The sequence below is a fragment of the Candidatus Neomarinimicrobiota bacterium genome, from assembly GCA_034716895.1.
GTDB lineage: Bacteria > Fidelibacterota > UBA8477 > UBA8477 > JABMPR01 > JABMPR01.
In genome coordinates, this window is record JAYEKW010000017.1 from 33,172 (window position 1) to 52,118 (window position 18,947).

General features: G+C 44.6%; 15 protein-coding genes. 3 read left to right on the forward strand and 12 right to left on the reverse strand.

Annotated features, from left to right (window positions below; genetic code table 11):
* The 7 genes from U9Q77_01600 to glpD form a co-directional block, all read right to left on the reverse strand.
* Positions 1–393 (reverse strand): RpiB/LacA/LacB family sugar-phosphate isomerase (locus U9Q77_01600; GenBank protein ID MEA3286059.1); only part of this gene is annotated, 393 nt, incomplete at its 3' end.
* Positions 394–405: 12 nt separating this feature from the next.
* The gene (locus tag U9Q77_01605; GenBank protein MEA3286060.1) at positions 406–1,743 is read right to left on the reverse strand and encodes an MFS transporter; all 1,338 of its coding nucleotides are present in this window, start codon (positions 1,741–1,743) and stop codon (positions 406–408) included.
* A 97-nt stretch (positions 1,744–1,840) separates the two neighbouring features.
* Positions 1,841–2,674, reverse strand: a complete 834-nt coding sequence (locus tag U9Q77_01610) for an HAD-IIA family hydrolase (GenBank protein ID MEA3286061.1) — start codon at positions 2,672–2,674, stop codon at positions 1,841–1,843.
* Positions 2,671–4,074: a sn-glycerol-1-phosphate dehydrogenase gene (locus U9Q77_01615; protein MEA3286062.1), complete on the reverse strand. Its 1,404-nt coding sequence runs from the start codon at positions 4,072–4,074 to the stop codon at positions 2,671–2,673. The genes U9Q77_01610 and U9Q77_01615 overlap by 4 nt, the downstream gene beginning before the upstream one ends.
* A gap of 64 nt (positions 4,075–4,138) precedes the next feature.
* Entirely contained in the window at positions 4,139–5,005 is an 867-nt protein-coding gene (locus tag U9Q77_01620; protein MEA3286063.1) for a glycerophosphodiester phosphodiesterase family protein, read from the reverse strand.
* Between the two features lie 306 nt (positions 5,006–5,311).
* The gene (locus U9Q77_01625) at positions 5,312–9,157 is read right to left on the reverse strand and encodes a lamin tail domain-containing protein (GenBank protein MEA3286064.1); all 3,846 of its coding nucleotides are present in this window, start codon (positions 9,155–9,157) and stop codon (positions 5,312–5,314) included.
* A gap of 227 nt (positions 9,158–9,384) precedes the next feature.
* On the reverse strand, positions 9,385–11,040 hold the full coding sequence (gene glpD, locus U9Q77_01630) for a glycerol-3-phosphate dehydrogenase (GenBank protein ID MEA3286065.1): 1,656 nt from the start codon (positions 11,038–11,040) through the stop codon (positions 9,385–9,387).
* Positions 11,041–11,402: 362 nt separating this feature from the next.
* Here glpD and U9Q77_01635 point away from each other — a divergent pair, with 362 nt between their 5' ends.
* Positions 11,403–12,068: a GDSL-type esterase/lipase family protein gene (locus U9Q77_01635; GenBank protein ID MEA3286066.1), complete on the forward strand. Its 666-nt coding sequence runs from the start codon at positions 11,403–11,405 to the stop codon at positions 12,066–12,068.
* 70 nt (positions 12,069–12,138) lie between these two features.
* On the opposite strand, the gene U9Q77_01640 is transcribed toward U9Q77_01635, so the two are convergent.
* From U9Q77_01640 to U9Q77_01660, 5 genes are all read right to left on the reverse strand, one after another.
* Positions 12,139–12,564 carry a dCMP deaminase family protein gene (locus tag U9Q77_01640; protein MEA3286067.1) on the reverse strand — a complete coding sequence of 142 codons (426 nt, stop codon included), beginning with the start codon at positions 12,562–12,564 and terminating at the stop codon, positions 12,139–12,141.
* A gap of 13 nt (positions 12,565–12,577) precedes the next feature.
* Positions 12,578–13,564, reverse strand: a complete 987-nt coding sequence (locus U9Q77_01645) for an asparaginase (protein ID MEA3286068.1) — start codon at positions 13,562–13,564, stop codon at positions 12,578–12,580.
* Positions 13,561–14,247 (reverse strand): pyridoxine 5'-phosphate synthase, encoded by a 687-nt coding sequence (locus U9Q77_01650; GenBank protein ID MEA3286069.1) that lies wholly within the window; start codon positions 14,245–14,247, stop codon positions 13,561–13,563. Before U9Q77_01650 ends, U9Q77_01645 begins: the two co-directional genes overlap by 4 nt.
* A gap of 32 nt (positions 14,248–14,279) precedes the next feature.
* A complete protein-coding gene (locus U9Q77_01655; GenBank protein ID MEA3286070.1) occupies positions 14,280–15,452 on the reverse strand; it encodes a divergent polysaccharide deacetylase family protein in 1,173 nt (390 codons plus the stop codon).
* Between the two features lie 216 nt (positions 15,453–15,668).
* Positions 15,669–16,823: a DUF819 family protein gene (locus U9Q77_01660; GenBank protein MEA3286071.1), complete on the reverse strand. Its 1,155-nt coding sequence runs from the start codon at positions 16,821–16,823 to the stop codon at positions 15,669–15,671.
* A gap of 294 nt (positions 16,824–17,117) precedes the next feature.
* Between U9Q77_01660 and U9Q77_01665 the strand changes: the two genes are divergently transcribed.
* Both U9Q77_01665 and U9Q77_01670 read left to right on the forward strand, forming a co-directional pair.
* Positions 17,118–17,984 carry an arylamine N-acetyltransferase gene (locus U9Q77_01665; GenBank protein ID MEA3286072.1) on the forward strand — a complete coding sequence of 289 codons (867 nt, stop codon included), beginning with the start codon at positions 17,118–17,120 and terminating at the stop codon, positions 17,982–17,984.
* A gap of 1 nt (position 17,985) precedes the next feature.
* Complete coding sequence (locus U9Q77_01670) at positions 17,986–18,522, forward strand: DUF4416 family protein (protein MEA3286073.1); 537 nt, start codon at positions 17,986–17,988, stop codon at positions 18,520–18,522.
* Positions 18,523–18,947: the final 425 nt, after the last annotated feature.

Genomic DNA, 18,947 nt, shown 5'->3' on the forward strand with positions numbered 1-18,947 from the left:
AAATTCTGAGCCCAACCAGGCATCCACAATAGATTTTGCCAGTTCAGTGCCGACCACCCGTGCTCCCATAGTTAGAACCTGAGCATTATTACTTTTCTGAAGACGTTCTGCTGAGTAGGTATCATGGCATAAACCGGCATAAACTCCTTCAACTTTATTGGCGATGATGGACATTCCAATACCTGTTCCGCAGATAAGAATCCCCCGATCAAAATCTTTTTGCTGCATTCTGAGGGCCAGGTTATAGCCAATCTCAGGATACATGGCGGCCTTCTGACCGCTATAGTTCAAATCCACAATATCCCAGCCTGTTTGCTTGAGATGTTCAAAAACAGTCAGCTTCAAATCCACAGCGGCATCATCACAATCGATGGCAATGGTTAAATTTTTCATAATAATTAATTCCTATTTATGTTCCAACCGGGGTTCGGCTGCGTTCCAGGTCAATGCAAAAAAGAAGGTTCCGGCCAGACCGGCAAAGATCAGTACCAGAAAACCGGTGGACCAACCACTCTGATCCACAACATAGCCTAAACCCCATCCTGATAATATCCCACTGAGATATCCAAAGATACCAGTCAAACCAATGGCTGCTGCAGCTACACGCTTGGTGGCTAAATTTGCAGCCATAGTGCCCACTAATGCTTGAGGGCCATAGATAAAGAAGCCCATGGCAGAGAGCAGAGATGCGTATACATAGGGCGAATCTGAGGGTATGCTCCAAAAAAAATAAATAGTCAGGGTGCAAGCCGCCATATAGAAAAATGCTGCCCGGCCACCACGGCCTTTAAATACATGATCCATAAGCCAACCACTGACCAGCATGCCTGCGATACCAAAAACCTCATAACCCGCAACAATCCAACCGGCCTGAGTAATATCCACCCCCTTCATTTCCGTAAGAAATGAAGGTCCCCAATCCAGAATAGCAAACCGAACGGTATACAGAAAGTAGTTCGCAAAAGAGAGCACCCAGATCATGGGGTTTTTAAAAACATACTGAATCAGAAATTGACGTTGTTGTTTCCAATCGACCTGTACATCGGGCTCACTATTACCTGTTTCACCCTTATAGACTTCTACAGGTGGTAAGCCCAATGATTGAGGTGTGTCACGGAGCCAATACGCTAAAAATAAGGCTCCCAGCAATGCGATTCCAGCAGGTACATAGAAAGCCCATCGCCAATTGTACACAACCAGAAAGCTGGTCAATACGAGTACCAGGGAAGCACCAATAGAATGTGATGTATTCCAGATCGCGAATTTGGTTCCTCTTTCACCCGGTGAGAACCAGTGTGTGATACTGCGGGCACAGGGCGGAAAGCCCATTCCCTGGAAGTAACCATTCAACAGCCAGAACAAGCCAAAAGCCAGAACGGTACTACTCATCCCAAACAGGATACTCATAATGGCCGACAGGGCCAGCCCAGCTGCCATAAAATATCGCGGATTTGCACGATCAGCGATAACCCCATTGAAAAACTTGGAAAACCCATAGAGCAAACCATGCAGCGTCAGGAAGAGACCCAGTTGAGCCTTCGTTATCCCGAGTTCAGCTTCCATACCTGGCAAGGCTAAGGACATATTCTTCCGGACAAAATAGAAGAGAGCATAACCGATCATGGTGGTATACATGATCCGCATCCGCCAATAGCGGTAAGCCTTCTGGTATTCCGGCGTACTGGTATCCATTTGTTCGAGCGGAGGAGCAGGACTAAATAGCTCTAAGAGTTTCAACTTCATTTTGGCTTACTTCCTATTTCTTCGGCTGAAGGTTACTTAACCCATTAAACAGTGATGAATGGGGTTGCCAGCTTACCCCTGAACTACAATCTGATATTCAGTTTTGACTTTGTCTGAGTTGCTCGCCCAGTTCTTTGATACTCGGTACAACAATATCCGGGGTAAAGGGACTGGTTTCCAGATCAGTTTCAATCGCTTCTCCCGTTAACACCAAAACACCAATAGCACCGCTTGCCTGCGCCATTGCGACATCTGTGTATAAACGATCGCCAACCATGGCCAGCTCTGATCGCTGCAGACCATGCTCTTCCAGGATCCCTTCCAACATCAAGGGATTGGGTTTACCGGGAACTGCTTCAGGTGAGATTCCCGTAGCTTTTTCCAGCGCGGCACAAATGGCGCCACAATCAACCAGAACCATGGGCTCATCTGTGGGACAAATATAGTCGGGATGAGTGGCAATAAACGGCTTACCCTGCTTAATCCAGTAGGCTCCTTTGGACAAGCGTTCAAAGGTTAAGGTGGTATCAAAGCCAACCACTACTATTTCAGGTTCCTCATCTGGATTTCCGTTGACAACATGATAGCCGGCATCCCTGAATTCCTGTTTTAATCCTGTCGTGCCCAAAATATAGACCCGTTTTGCGGTGGGATAGCTGTTGCGCAGGTATTTCTGAGTCGCTAAGGCAGAGGTGTAAACATTTTCCGCCGTTGCTTCCAAGCCTAAAGCATGGATTTTCTTGAGATACTCACTTACGCTCTTGGAGCTGTTGTTGGTTAAAAAAGTATAACCAATTCCCATGATCTTTAGTCCCGCCAGAAAGCTTTTAGTAAACGGAAAAAGGGTTGAACCGTTGTAGATAGTTCCGTCCATATCAAGGGCAACGTGACGAATAGCCTTAAGCTGGTTCTGATGTATCCCGGGGGTCATTCTACACCTTCCAGGGATAGCGTTATTTCCTCCTGGCTTGCTGCCCAATATTGATTGTTTGAGAATATCTGATGGACACTGCTTTCCAACCAACCACCTTCCAGGGCTACATCAAGAATAGTGTAGCGCGTTCGAATATACTGAGCCAATCGAAAGCTGTGCCTTAATCGGGATATCTCAATCCCAATGTCCTGTGGATCAACCGGCCCATTGATCTCGACCAGCTTGTCACGTAACTCAGAAAATGGAAGGATCTGTTTGATTATCTGCGGCTTTAATTCTGGCCAAAGATCACTTAGTTGACGCATGCGATCGTGAAGAACATCAGGAGATACATATTTGCCCTGAGCTTGGTCAATCACCTGTTTAGCTACATCCGGATCGTTAAAATGGGACACAATGTTTGCTTCAATCTCTGCAAAAGTAAGCCAACGTTCTTTGATCGTAATCAATTCCCATTTTTGATCCTCAATGGGAATATCCAATATCTTTTCATAGAGCGCCAGGGAGGATAATGATCCGATGGCAACTTTAAACCCATGCGATGGAGCAATCCCGTGATGGGTGTGATGCTCTATGTCCCAGAGGTGACTGAATTGGTGTTCAGCACCTGAAGCTGGGCGAGATGAACCGATGGCCTGCATTGCCAAACCGGCCATAAGTAAACCTTCAACCAGATAACATAAGGCCTTACCTTCACCTCGTTTCACACCTCCAGGATCAGCTGTCAGATCTCGTAATGGGTGTTGAACCAAAGCCCAGGCATCCTGCCTAATTGCTTCAATACCCAGGGCATCGGCAAGAATCCAATCTGCACCTGCAGGAATCTTGGCGATCAGATCAGCATAACCCCAGGCATTCATTTCCGGGGGGGCTTCTGCAATGACGGAAAGATCAGCGATCACGCACAGAGGTGCCGAACACTGAAAGGTCTGTTTAAAACCAGCTGCTGTAATGGAAGCTCCAAACGCAGTATATCCATCTACTGAAGCAGCGGTCACAACAACCATATAGGGTCTGCCACAACGATGGGCTGCTAATTTTGTTAAATCATTAAGAGTCCCGGAACCAACTGCAATTGGAATAGCATCCACAGTTTTAAGATAGGCGGTCAACTCCTCAACATACTGCATCTCTGCATGAAAATCACTTTCGTTAAAAATGAAGGGTTCCAGAGTTTGGTTATCCTGAGCTTTCATAACCTTTTGAGCGGCTTGACCGGCAGCTTGAAAGGTATTCTGGTCAGCGACAATAACAGCTCTGCGAGCGGGGAAGCATTTTATGAAATATTCTCCCACACTAGAAATCGTATTGTGACCTACATTGATATACCGCGTGGTATCGGCTTTAGACAGGGCGATCTCAAGGCGTTTTCTGCTTTCTTTTTCAAAGGTTTCCATCTGGTCCTCTTTTGTCCAGCCAACAAGACCAGGTTGATCCTGGATTAGTTAGCCCTTCTCTAATTCAAATACTTTCCATATATTTCTTGTATATATCAATCGTCATAATTGGATAGTCCGTAGCAAAAGAACGTACACCAAGCTCAAGGAGTTGGGTGTACACTTCAGGCTCGACCATCCGCCAGGGTAAAACCTGGAATAATATCCCTTGTTCGTTCACTTCTTTCATCCTGGCCTGGAGATAATCCGGCGCGGGTTTAAAAGGTTGGTCACTTTCAACATCTGGGTATTTCACATGGATCTGAATGGTAGTGATCCCTTCAAATTGATTTTCACGGATGGACGCAAAGGTCTTTTTCACATTTTCCAGACTCCCACCGATCCAAAGGAGTGATAGTGATTCAGGTATGCGACTGTGCCAGTCTATGATCAGGTTATGATGCTTTGTCGTAAAAATGATCTGTCTTTCAAGACCATGATCTCTAACCATATTGGCCAGCCGATCCAGATCGATCTTTTTATAATCCAGATATATAAAGCGATCGGGATGTCCGGACATACTTTTAAAAACCTCTTCCAACGTTGGAATAGACTGGACTTGATCTCCCCGAAATGATCCAACATCCAATGTTTTAGCCACTGCGAGACTGATCTCACTAAAGGAGATATTGATCAGGGAATCTGATGTGTTTGGAGCCAGACGTTTTGAGTTTTTATCGTGGATACAGATAATAACATCATCGGAGGTGGTGCGAATATCGGCTTCTGGAATGATCCCCATCTCCCAGGTTTCTATGAACGTTTCCAGGGTGTTTTCCGGGATTCTCAAACCACCACCGCGGTGAGCCTGGATGGGAAGAACTCCCAAATCTGTATACACGTTAATAGGTGACAGTTTATTTTCTCCGCATCCAGAAAATGTAAAAATCATTACTATTAGGCCGCTTATCAATCTCATTGTTGATCTCTCCCATCTTAGTTCAATATTCCCTGTCTGGTTGTGTTTTCCTGGTTGGGCAATTCTATCTTTTTTGTGCCTTAAATATATATTCATTGATATTAATTCACTATTACGATATCTCACTGTATCGAATCTGTCAATGAGTATTTCAATCAGGAAAGCTTTGACCTTGTCTGGTGAAAGGAAACTCAATGCAAGAACGGCCGGACATTCGCGCCCAGCCGTTCTGCTTTTCTTGCGCTTATTTACAAGCTATTTACTACTCTAAAGTAAGTCCTATTTCAGGTACAACATCTTAATGACTTTGGTATAACCACCAGCCTGAATTCTGGCAAAATACATTCCAGTACTTACAGGAGTTCCCTGGGCACTTAGGCCACTCCACTTCAGGTCATACCAACCAGCTGGTTGTGACTCATCCACCAGGGCATGTATCTCACGTCCGGTGATATCATAGATCCGCAGGGTTACATCGGCAACCTCTGGCAAGGCATAACTGATCGTCGTCACAGGATTGAAAGGATTCGGATAGTTCTGATTGAGAGCATATTCATCTGGCAGCATCCCGTCATGCACTCCAACGAAAGTCGAAGTAAAGCTGATCGTTGAGTTAGCCTCAATGGCATTGCCTAACATGTCCCAGATATTGTTCATGGTAATCGTGTACTCAAGGTCAACCGTAAATGGCGTGGTTATGAGTGTTACAATATTCCCATCAGCTTCTGCGGCCAGTGGTGTTCCTATCCCATTATCAAATGAGTAGTTAGTCAGGTGCTCACCTGTTGCCGGGTGAACAACTTCTGAAAATGTAAGCACAACACTGGTATCACTGGAGGCTGCGGCTGAAACAATCGCCGGACCAGTAACATCGAAATTCTCAATGCCAGGTGTTCCGCCATCTTCAAGACTGATGATCCAGTTGATCGGATCCCAATTCGATGCTGTGGCATCTATCAAGGCCAGGGTTGGACCGGTACCATCAGCTTCAGGAGCATGTTGGAAATCATCACCACTATCAGGTGTTCCATCATCATAATGCATAAAGGTCATCATGACATCAGCAGCATTAAAAATGATACAGTTATCCCTGGAATTACTCAGACCGATTCCTCCTTCTGTAACATCAAAATCAGGCGTGAAGGGGAGTTCGAAGGTATCCACTTCAACATGATTTAGCAGGGTATAGAAATCCCCGGCTGCTAATGTCGTACCTTCTGGTATACCGACACGACCATGTGTAGGATTGTCATCCATCATATACCAACCGCTTATATCGATGTCGACATCACCAGCATTGAACAGCTCGATCCATTCATATTCAACATCACCAGCAGCATTGTACATAATCTCGTTTACAACGATTGCTGGATAAACGGGAGCTTCTAGAATATTGAGGGCTCCTGGAGTACCACCATAGAAATAACTGGGTTGCCAACTGGCCGGATCATTACGATCCATGGCTGGATCAATTAATTCGCAGGATAATCCAGTTCCCCATCTTGCAGGATCAGGGTATGCGAGCTGATCTGTATGATAGTCAACAAAATCCGTCAAATTACCCAGGTCATCCCAGAGGTAGATCATATCTCCACTATTGTTCAGGTTCCAGAGATGATTCCGAGTCGTATCGGTGTAGTCGATGGCTGCTTGCAGATCTGGTGTGAAATGCAATGGCCAGCCTTTTTCCTCACCCTCACCGTAGACATAGATTGTGAAATAGTCACCAGGAAGCATAACCGTATTTATGCTGTCGGGAACCACTAGAAACTGATGACTGGTGGGCTCATCTCTCAAATACCATCCCAAAATATCGATTGTATCGGCTGAAGCATTGTACAATTCAATAAACTCATTATCATAGTATTCTGAATTATACTGAAACTCATTGATCACGATCATGTCAACATAAGCTTGATAAGTAAATGCCATCGTACTTAAGGTGTCGATCACATTTCCGGAAACATCAGCAACATTGCTCACGGTTAAAGTATAATCAGTCTCATGAACCAGCGCACCAATGGTCAGTGCAACCTGATAATCAGACCAGACAGCTGCTGATGGAACACCAATTCCACCATCTACTGAATAATTGATCAGAGTTGTGGCAGTCACTGAATCCACCGATTCTGAAAAAGCCACATTGATGGTGTTCAGATCCACGACACTCACATTCAATATGGTTGGCGGGAACTCGTCCAGAGGTTCTGTTCCAGGTGTGCCGCCCAATCCACTACTGGCTTTCCAGTTCAATGGATCATGATTTGACAGAAGCGGATCTATTAATTCCAGTGAATATCCCAGACCATCGGCACCCGAAGCATGCTCGAACATTTCGCCTGCTCCACCATCATCATAGTACATGTAGCTGACCAAGTCATCTTCAGCATTGAAGAGAAGTGGGTTATCTTTCGAGTCACTATAGCCGATGTCGCCATCTGAGATATCATAATCAGGAGTAAATGGAACTACAAATGTATCTGAAGAGACATAATTAAAGACCGACAGGTATTCTCCAGGACCGATCTTTGTGCCAACGGGGAACGGGGTTCTCACATGTGTTGGATTATCATCCATGGTGTACCAGCCACCTATATCAACACTATCATCTTCAGTATTAAATAGCTCGATCCACTCAACCTGGGCAGAATCGTCAAGTGAAGAATGATACATAACTTCACTGATTACAACACCAGGATATACAGGAGCGATGGTAACATTCTCAAGTCCAGGTGTTCCACCATAGAAATAGCTAGCCTGCCAGTTGGTTGGATCATCGTTGCTGGCCATGGGGTTGATTATTTCTACAGTATGACCAATACCCAAATAGGCTTCTACAGGCACGGTATTGGGAAGACTCTGATCATAAGCAACGCTGTCAACCAGGTTACCCATACTATCCCACATGTAAATAATGTCATCACTATTGTTTAAATTCCACATATGGAAGTGACTAGTATCCGCGTAATTGACAGCACCGTTTACATCCGGGGTAAAGTGAAGAGGCCAACCATTGACAACACCATCACCATAAGCGAAGATCGTAAAATATTCACCGGGAGCCAAAACATTGTCTGTGGTGCTCTGGATAATAATGGGAGAATGACTGGTCGGCTCATCTCGAAACAGCCATCCTGTAAGATCAATAGTCTCGGCAGATGCATTAAAGATTTCAAACCATTCGTTATCACTGCCTTCTGAATTATAGGTAAACTCACTGATAACAACTTTTCCTGAATATTCGTAGTAGGAAAAGGCAGCTGTACTATTGGTGCCGATCGTTAGAGAGCTATCGAGGGTGTAAACATCATTGACTGTTAAAACATAATCAGTTGGGTGGGTCATGGCAACAGCCAGGGTTAACACAACCATGTTCGATTCAGCGGTTATACTCAGAGGAGCAACGCCACCAATATCATAATTGGCAGCCATTACAGCAGTTACTGAGTCAACAGGGTAAGTATAACTTACAGTTACTGTCAAATTGTCTAATGTTTTAACCTCTAAAATGTTGAAAGGGTTAGAAGCATGGGTGAACCAGGCTCGTGGGTCAAAATCGGCAGGGGCTTCTTGTGGTCCATCTCCACCACCAGAATCATTGTCAATATCCCATTCAGCGGGGTCAAAAGTAGGGTTACCTGTCGTAACAGTCGAAACTCTCTCAGCCCGACCATCTTCAAATTCATGATCTGTGCCTGTACCATCTTCACCAGGACGGCCGTAAATGTCCACAACTTCCCAGGCTGGGTTGTACAGTACTATATTATCATCACCATTACTATCAACCGGTCCGGCCTGGTGACCATCTAAATCAGCTGCAAAACCAAAGGTCTCCATAAAATCATCAGCATGTCTGCAACTAACATAAAAACCGCCGGCAGGTATGACACCCCGCAGAGCAAGTCTAGTAGTGATATAATCATTTCCGTTAGTATACCGAGCCAGTGACCAGCCTTCACTTAGGTCAACATCTTCGCTACCATTATTAAACAGCTCAACAAATCTGGCTGCGTATCCGCCACCATTTGGATCTGCGATCTCCGTAATAAAGATATCTCCGAATGCAATACTGGTGAATGCAAACATCAGTACAGTGATGCACAATCCTTTTAATGCAGTTTTCATTTCCTTCTCCTTCTTTAGTTAAAAGCTTGAAGCATTTTCTATTATCAGCTCCGGATATAGGTGATAACACTGACCTAAGTCCGCAGAAAAACGAATTCTCCACTGTTTTTAAAGACATGATGATTATTTAATGCTCTTTAGAATCAATGTCAAGATATCAATTCATGAATATTTATTCAATTTCTCATAAAACTAACTTACTGGCACATCATTCAGCACTCGAAAAGTTAAGCCGGAATGGCTTCCCAGTGGCTTTGTTCTGACATCATTAAAGCCAGTGACTCGATCTGAGATCGAGTTTCCGAGGGGGACCAGGCCAGGTATTCTGCGGCGAGCGCTGCCACATTATTTACTGAATTTTCGCTACGATCTGCATAGGATCCGATAATTGTCCGCCGGTAGTAGATGTCGGCCAGGGTCTGTGCATGTTCACTCCTGATGGCGTAGGCTACCTCTGCCATTATTTCCGGTCTATCATCAGAAATGAGTGTTGCCAGCTCTGGCTCCTTGCCAACTTGTTCAAGTATCTCTTTTGTTCGAGATCCATAAAATGAAAGGAGGTGTTGCACTGTCGCATCGCTGATCTGGTGACGGTTCGCCAAGCTTAAAATAACCTTTTGGATCTTGTCGGATATTATTGCCCCAGGTAAAGACTGATGTCGAGTAACACAGGCGGCCTTATGCCCCAAGCGCTTACAGATGAGATCAGCTGTATCTTCTGCCAGACTCCGATAGGTGGTCAACTTACCGCCGATGATCGAAAACGCATTTTGTGACCCGCCTGCTTTCTCATGATCCAGAATAATATGACGTCGGGTTACACTGCGTTCCTTCTTGCCGGGCTCAAAGGGTAAGGGCCGAATCCCGGAATATGTATATAACACATCTTTCTCTTCAAACGAATGTCCGGGAATTAGCTGGTTGAGCTCGTACAGCAGATATTCAATCTCTGTCTTAGTTGCGTGAACTTCATTCATATCCCCATCATAAAAAAGGTCAGTCGTCCCAACCAAATAATAGTCCAACCAAGGAATGATAAAGTAGGGCCGGCCATCTTGTTGGGCTTCCACATAGATCGCTTCTTTAGGACCACCTTCAAAACGTTTGATCAGGAGGTGACTGCCCTTGGTTCCTCCCATTTTGCGACCCACTTCCTGTGCAAGATTCAGGTTAATACTATCAACAAAAGGACCACCAGCATTGATGATATATTTTGCCGCTATCTCATGGTTGGTTTCGGTTAGTTTATCATTTACCTGAAGCAGATAATTTTCATTTTCGGAATCTCGGCTCATCCCCTTAACCTTACAATAGTTCAGAACAGCTGCCCCGGCCTCTTCAGCACCAATTATCAATTCAAGTGTTAGTCGCTCCGGGAAGGCGATCTGACAATCATAATATGATAAAACTGCTGTCAACTCTTTTTGATTTAGCGCTGGATCAATAGTTGCCCTCTCTCGCTGCTTGCGATTATTGGCATAATAGCTATGATTTGGCAACGACTTATTGTAGGACAGTATATCATATAAAGTTAGACCTGCCCGCACCATCCAGGCGGGACGTTTGCTGTGCTTATAGATTGGAACATTCAATTTCAGCGGTTTCACCAGATGGGGAGCGTTGGAGAGAAGGCGCTCTCGCTCAGCCAGGGATTCCCGAACCAGAGACAATTCAAAATATTCCAAATATCTGAGCCCCCCATGGATCAGCTTGGTTGAAGAGCTGGTCGCATACCAGCCAAAATCCCGTTTTTCAAAGAGGATGGTCTTCACACCGCGCAGGGCCAGATCCATCGCAATCCCTGCACCATTGATTCCGCCACCAATGATAGCAACGTCATATTCTGCAGAGGTAATCTCAGTGAGTTGCTTTGCTCTGTTCATATTCTTATTTTCCTTTTTTCCGCAGTAACAAAAGATCTAGCCTAAATAATTCATAGCCACTAAGTCACCAAGACACAAAGTTTAATAAAATATATGCTTATCAAAAATTATCACTCACAGATACAAATAATACTGTTTAAAATGACCTTGTTCATAACTTTAATACTTTTCGTGACTTAGTGTCTTCGTGGCAATAAATTCATGAATAATGCAGGCTAGAGAGAAGCTGAATTTATTTTCTTGATATGCATATTTATTCATTAATATTAATTCATTCCTATTTTGTTAAAAACTTTACCAAAAGTCAAGTGCTATGTTTATCCTGTTAAGATGAGTAACCCGCCCTGAAAGGAGTCTGTAAAATGAGGTTTATGAATTTATTGCTGCTACTGTTCCTGGGGAACATCCCGGGAATGGCGCAGGAAGCTAAAGTACCCACATCAGTCTACTATGAACGGAAAGCTGACCTGTTTACCGTCTTACCCAATGCCTCTGATGAAATTATTTTGCTGGGGAACAGCATCACTGACGGTGGCAACTGGTTTGAACTACTGGGTGATCCCAGGATCAAAAACCGGGGGATCAGTGCCGATGTTACTCGGGGAATAATCAACCGCCTGGATGAGGTGACAGAATCAAAGCCCCTGAAAGTTTTTCTGCTCATTGGTATCAATGACCTGTCAAAGGAAGCCTCTCTAGCAAACATTATCCAGAATATTCACACGATCATTGATCGGATCCATTCAGCTTCTCCTGGCACCCGGATATATATCCAAAGCGTTTTACCTGTAAATCCTGTTTATCAAAAATATCTAAATCATGTAAACAAGAGTGCTGAGGTCATTCAACTAAACCAGGATCTGTTCAAGCTCTGTGGGAAATCTAAAGCTGAATACATCGATCTATATGGCAGGTTTGTTACTTCAGATGGCTACCTGAACCCGGAGTACACCAATGACGGGCTTCATCTATCAGGAAAGGGGTATCTTGTCTGGGCCGATATCCTCAAACCTTATATTAATGAGTAGTAATACCAATTGGAGCTCTAAAAGTTTTTATTTCGCGGATATTTGCGTAATTAGCGGTTAAAAATAATGATCAGGAAAGATGGATTAACTCTATCCCGGCTTCTTTTGCGTGGGTTTTAATCCGTTCATCCCTGTATAACTCACCATAAAAAATGCGCTTGATCCCCGCATTGGCAATCAGCTTGAAACAGTTATAACAAGGACTGGCCGTTACATAGATATCCGATTCACCTATTCTGACACCATTGCGAGCAGCTTGAACAATGGCATTCGCCTCGGCGTGAACAGTTCGGACACAATGTCCATTCTCCATTTCATGGCCCACCTCATCACAATGAGGCAAACCCCGAATAGATCCATTGTAGCCCGTGGATAAAATCATTTTGTCCCGTACGATCACAGCACCAACATATTTTCGATCACAAGTCGAGCGCGTGGAAACATCCTCAGCAATTTTCATAAAATAACTGTCCCACGAGGTTCTGTTCTTAGACATCTATCCCAATCCTTTATTGGTCATTGATCAGCGTGCGGGTAGTACCAACAACATGATTTGCATGATTTTTCAACTGCGGGTTCCACCATTTATCCAATTTTTCAGGAAGCGGTTCTCCCAGGAAGCTGATGTCGTCCAACATCTTCAGAACCATTTGGCCGATCGCCCGATAATTGCCATCCAACACCTTGACAGCTAAGCCGTATACTTCACCATTAGGCATGGTGAATCCGGCAGCAGAAACTGCCTCAGCACCCCCTTTGGAAATGATCCGACCAGGAAAACTTTGCATCAGCAAGGTATCAAAACGACCATTACCTCCCACCAAGTGAGGGTATGTGGTCATGGCATTGAAGATCTGTTGACACTCTTCCGTCTCTCGAACACTGATCCGGGCAAAAGCCCTGGCAATTTTGGAAAGCGGCAAATAAAAAACAGGGGCTGAACACCCATCAACACCACGATGAATGGACGCTTCAGAAGTATATTCCTTGACTATTTGGTAGATGTATTGTTGAACCGGATGATCAGGAGCGAGGTAATGCTCAGGATCAAAGCCCAATTGAGCACAGGTAGCCAGCATGCCGGCATGTTTACCGGAACAATTATTATGGATCTCCCAGGGTTCGACTCCATCGGCAACTAACTGTTGGGCACTTTTCTTATCTATGGGTGGGTGGATACCACAGGCTAAAAGATCAGGACTCAGTCCTGCCTTCGAGAAAATCTGAACCACCCTTTCAAGATGAACAGTCTCACCACTATGAGATGAACAAATAACTGCTAGTTCATCAGGGGTAAGTTTAAGATCTCGATAAGCATCGGATCGCAAAACAGCCATGGCCTGAATCGGCTTTGCTGATGATCGCACATACGTGGCATATTGAGGATTACCATAGGATCTAACGATCTGACCATTGGCATCGGTGATCACACCATACCCCACGTGAAAACTTTCCACGCGACCGGAGCGGTCAATCTGAGTGATCAAAGAACTCATGCAACCAGGGCTTTGAAATCGCGAATAGCCGTCTCCAGTCCCACAAAGACCGAGCGCCCAAAAATAGTCCGGCCTGTGATCACATTTTCTACTGCTTCGATACTCACCAGGGGCATCACATTCTGGTAGGTAATACCACCATTGACCGCCACCCCAATACCGTTCTTCTCGGCAGTACGAGACATGAGGGCGACTTGTTCCTGGGCTTCCACCTGACCGGTGGCGCTTTTATTCTTTGAGTAATGAAACACATCCAGTTCTACCAGATCAGCACTCATACGATACGCCTTCTTAAGCAGGCCGATATCTGGCTCTAATCGGAAAGAGATCAATTTTCCAGCATCTTTTAGCTGCGGAATGAACGTTTCCAGATCCGCGCCATAATCATCAAATAGATTGTCCGCTACAAAAGTGACCTGTTTCACTGGCAGATTTAAAGCTAATTGCAACAACTCAGCCCTTGGGGCAATCCTCAGGGCAAAACGGATATTCACGGCAGAAGCAATTGCCAGTTCCAGATCTTTTTCTGAAAATGATTGTGAGCGACCATCATAACTAAGGCTGAAACCATCCACCCCTGACAACCCGGCTATTGTGACAATACCAGGTAAGTTTAAGCCCTCCAGTTTAAGTTGCTGACCAGCCTCTAAAAAGGCATCCAGATTAAGTTCCATTTGAGCCATAATTAATCCTCGATAATTAAAATGATTGATGATCAGCGAGCTAATCTTGAAGCTGGTACTAGTTCGAAGCCCGCTTTAGCCAATGCTGGTAAATACTTTTTCATCGTTGCCAGAGTATTCGGTCTGCAATGTCCGATCCCGATGGCCTCCCCCCGCTCCTTAGCGATACGAGCCAAGCGAAATAGCTCACCGGCAATTGCTGCAGGGTCATCCACTTCATCCAGGAAAACATCTCGACTATTGGTGGGGACTTTATGCTCCCGGGCAACAGACTCTGCAATAGAGGCCGCAATGGTTCGACTATCAATAAAAAACATGTTTCGCTCAGTTAAGAAATCCGTGACTCCCGTCATAACCTTGCGACTTTGAGTGCCACCACTCCCTTGGTGATTATTCATCCCGGTTGCCTTGGGAATTTCTTTACGGGCTTTTTTCAAACGGCGTTGAATTTCACCGTCACTCAAATCGTCAGATAAGGCGTAATCCGGTTCACTGGTCGAGTTGGTGATGGTAATCATGGGCATGTGGATCAGCGTTTGGATCTTGCGAGAGTTCAGACGTTCATCCACTTGTGTGGAATAGGGTCTCCCTGGAATAACTGCCGCTGTAAACGTTTCCTGCAAAGCTATAAAGCCACTGATGGTCTCATTCATTGAATACCCGAAATCATCAATGATCACAGCCAGTTTTGGTCGTTTGCTCACGTTGGCGATATCTGCCGGAAGGATCGATACCGTATTCGTCTGCTCTGCTGGATATTCAAAATAATAGATAGCCCAGATCGTAGAATCACTACCCACCTGGAATTCCCAGTGATCGTTGGTTTCAGCAGTTTGCTGCACTTGAAAGCCAAAACCGCCCAGTGTATTTTCCAGTAATTTCTTAACATCAGACGGACGAATCTGTTTCGCGCCTTTAATCATGAATGTGCGCGTTGCAATCCCATCATCACTAAGTCGTCCATCAACATATTCCAAGCTTGGGAATCGTCTGGCCAGAGTTTGGTCCAGTCGTGTATTCAGCGTAAAATAACCTTCATAGAAAGCTTGCTCAGACATGAGCTCCGGTTGGTAAGTATTGGTCGTATTCCACATGACCACCCAGACCACGACCACAATCAGGATCGAGGCCAAAAGCAGGATCTTAATAATATTACCACTACTCTTGGTGGGCTTCAGGGGGTCTTTATAATAAGTATATCTCATAAGTTTGCGTAGTATAGTTTTCTGACGCTCTGATTCCACCGAAAATCATATTTAATAATAGAAATATTTAATCAAACCTGTTACCTGGAGATCACGCCTTATCTTCCAGTACAACATTGATCTTAGCCCTGATCAAATCGATGTCCTGTTTAAGTCGCCGGATGAAACGAATATCCGAAGTTATCAGTCTATATCCGCGACTCATAAATTAGTCCGCTAGCCAAGAAACGCTCTGAATATATAGGCAAAAACGATCCCCAGATAATTCCCAATAGCATACCCGATAATTCCCGTTGTTAAACCAGACAGGATTACTTCCTTGTTATTCAGCGCTTTGGCGATCACGGGAACAAATGGCGGTGAACATACTGCTGCAACAGACGTGATCAGGAAAGTATCGGTATCGATCTTAAAAATTCTGCAAAACACCGCATGGAGCAACATCGTGCCAAAAACCACGAAATTTACAAAAAACATCAGGGACCAGTTGATATTTACCAGTTGTTCCAGATTCGCCATGGAACCCACAACCAGACTGAAAACCAGAATAATGTACATCCCAAATTGAAAGGTCCTGGGTATCATTCTGATCTTTGTAACAAGGGATCCTCCAATTCCCAGACTGGTGATAAGCAACATGATGGCTGCCGTTGAATAGTCCTGCGGTATCAATTGTGAAAACCCAAAGCTGAGACCCAGAATTAAAAGCGAAAGACCTAGGGCAACGAGAAGTCCCAACATGATCTTTTTCTGGAAAATCCCCACATAGCTATTAATATCCTCCCTTTCACTACCAGCATTTTGGATGATACCCCTGGCTTGGAATTTTGGCAGGAAGCGATTGAAGACCTTCTGACCAATGGTCATGACAAACATGAGGTAGATAACACCATTCGCTGTGTCATAAGTATGCATCATAATAAAAGAGGTAGGATCCACACCCAAAGCCGTCTTTATGGCTGCCAGATTAGGGGTGCCTCCCGTGTATAAACCAATGGCCATTCCGCCGAACTGCCAGGCCTCCTCCACGCTGTACCTGATAAGCCATGATCCAAATCCAGCTACCATCACCACGATGGCTGTAGCCCCTAACATGGAAAGAATCGCTTTTCCAGCCGAATTCAACCAGGACCGGACATCCAGTGAAAAAAGCAGCAGCGGTAAGGCTAGAGCCACCGATACACCACTTAAAGTATCCTGCAACCCGATGACTCCCTTTGGCAAAAGACCACTGTTGCCCAAAAATATTCCAAGAATATAGGCCAGAATCACCGACCCGATCTTGTTGGCCAGTGGGTACTTCTGACACAGCCAGAGTATCATGACAGGGGTGATAAAATAAAAGATGATCAGTATAGGAGCTGGAATCATGGGAATTGCACCTTTCTATCAATCTAACCTGCATTATTCATGAATTATTGCCACGAAGACACTAAGTCACGAAAAGTATTAAAGTTATGAACAAGATCATTTTAAACAGTATTATTTGTATCTGTGAGTGATAATTTTTGATAAGCATATATTTTATTAAACTTTGTGTCTTGGTGACTTAGTGGCTATGAATTATTTAGGCTAATTGGACTGCAATATAGTCTGTCCAGGGAAACTCCAAAATGTTTAGCACTCTCTCCTTGATTAGAGCGACAAAAAACATCAAGTTGAGACATGCCTGATACTGGAATAATCACACAACTTCCCAATCCATCAGACTTTGAACAGGAGACCCTTCATTTCTTGAAAGGTTTTCAATTCAAGGGACACAAACCCTCTTTAGAACACATTACAGCGGTCTCGCGGTATTTTAGCCGGCTCCCCTACGAAAACATCAGTAAGATCATTAAGCACGGACAGACAGATGACCAAACCTCTTTTCGACTTCCTGATGAACTAACCGAAGATCACTATGCCTGGCATCTGGGAGGAACCTGTTTTTCCCTTACCTATTTTCTCACAGGCATATACACCATTCTGGGCTACGAGACCCAGCCGTTGATCTGTGATCTGAATTGGGGCGCAAACAATCACTCTGTCATTATGATTAACTTCGCAGGTAAGCGCTTCCTGGTGGATCCGGGTTATATGATATTCACACCCCTGCCCTTGTTGCAAGAGACTGTCCGTACCCGCCTGTCTGCCGAAACAGGAGTGGAATTGCGCTATCTACCAGCAACTGATACTTATGCTCTGTACACTTTTCGTAAGGGTCAGTATGTCAGACGTTATCGCTTCATTGACCGAGCAATTTCCGTCTCTGAGTTCGCGCAATATTGGCAAGCATCATTTGAGCTGCCTGGAATGGATGATCTCACGCTTACCAAGGTCAAGGGTTTTGAAATGACCTATATTCAAGGTGATTTTATCAAGATCACCAGCCCTACCTTGGTGGAAAAGACCCGTGAACGGAATCAAGCTGAAAAGTTGATTCGGGATCGCTTCGGAATTCCTCTGGAAAAAGTGGAAGAAGCCCGGCAAATTCTCCGGATGAGTGGCAAGCATCAGTTTGAACCAGAAATAATTCGCAAGAGGAACTAGCGTGAAAACTGAAGCACCTCAACCCGTTAAATATTTTATTGGAGCGTTGTTCTCTGACAGAAAATTACTGGACCAGGCTGAACAACTTTGTCTTGAAAAGATCGGCCGGATCGATGAGCACAGTCAGCCCTTCCCCTTTGATGTCACCGATTACTATAATGCAGAGATGGGGACTCCCATTTATCGATTATTCTTTAGTTTTGAGTCTCTGATGAGTCCCGGGAGATTGTCCGATCTGAAAATCATCTGCAATGCAATTGAAGCTCAACTTCTTCAGGAAGGTTCCCGAAAAGTGAATCTGGATATTGGTTATCTTGATTTTCATAAGATGATCCTGGCCTCAGCCAAATATAATGGTCATAAAATCTATCTAGACCAGGGGATTTATGCTGATCCGACTCTTATTTTCGAAAATGGTCAATTTCATACCGTTGAAAATACTTTCCCCGATTTTAAGTCAGGTCAGTATGATGCAGTTTTTGTGGGATTTCGGGAGGTTTATAAAGCGCAGATCAGAACTCTATCAATGGTCAAATAGAATGTTTTTTTAACCATTGAAGCCCCCTACTCTCCCCACTTCACTCCTTTGGAGCTACGCCGTGGCAAATCGGGCATCTCCCTCAATCGGATATTTTTTTAGAGAAAGAGCATTAATACCATTTGTACTTCAGAGGGCGCGCATAGGTTCAAAATATCACCCTACGCTTTACACGCTACGGGAGACAAGTTTTGCTGTTCTGTAAGCTTAAAATTTTATGCCTGCCTGCGCGGAGACCGACTTCGGCATAGGCAGGCATAGCGGCTTGTCAGGGCGTAGCATGTAGTGCGGAGACTGATAGCTATGGTTATAATTTTAAGTGAAGCAGAACTGTAAAAGATGAAGAAGATAACGCGCAGTTTGAAGTAAAAATGGTATAACACGGGTGGCATTGACTCTCTTAACCCTGGGACTCAGTTACCTTC